1 protein-coding gene is annotated in these 439 nt (G+C 67.4%); it reads right to left on the bottom strand.

Annotated elements, in window-relative coordinates:
* Positions 1 to 92: 92 nt before the first annotated feature.
* Positions 93 to 439, bottom strand: a 347-nt coding sequence (locus M3194_RS30930) for a copper chaperone PCu(A)C (RefSeq protein WP_251657967.1), incomplete at its 5' end; no start/stop codon positions are given.

Raw genomic sequence — 439 nt, 5'->3', positions numbered from 1 at the left:
GCCGGCGACGCTCGTCGGCCTCGAGTTCTTCGGTGGCTGGTCGGCGCTGGGCGAGGCGAGGCTGTTCACCGCGCGGCACGCCTGAGCGTCGGTCAGGAGGACGCCTGTGCCGTCGGCGATGCGACGACGCGGGCAGGGCTGGTGGCCACGACGGACTCCTTGACCGGTGCCTTGACGACGAGCGATCCGCCGTCGGAGAAGTGCAGGGTGATCGTGACCTGATCACCGACGGCAAGGCGGCGCTTCAGCATCATCAACATGATGTGGTGGCCCCCGGGCACCAGCTCGGCCTGGGAGCCGGCGGGAACCGCGATGCCTTCCTTGATCTCTTCCATGATCGGCGTGCTGTCCTTCATCACCACCTCGTGCAATTGCACCACCTTCGCGTCTGCGCACTCTGCGGAGGTGAGCTTCACGTCGGCCTCGCCGGGATTCGCGA

This window comes from Paenibacillus glycanilyticus (genome assembly GCF_023715145.1).
GTDB lineage: Bacteria > Bacillota > Bacilli > Paenibacillales > Paenibacillaceae > Pristimantibacillus > Pristimantibacillus glycanilyticus_A.
The sequence above is the reverse complement of the archived record's forward strand: the minus strand, read 5'-3'. Positions and strand labels throughout refer to the sequence as shown.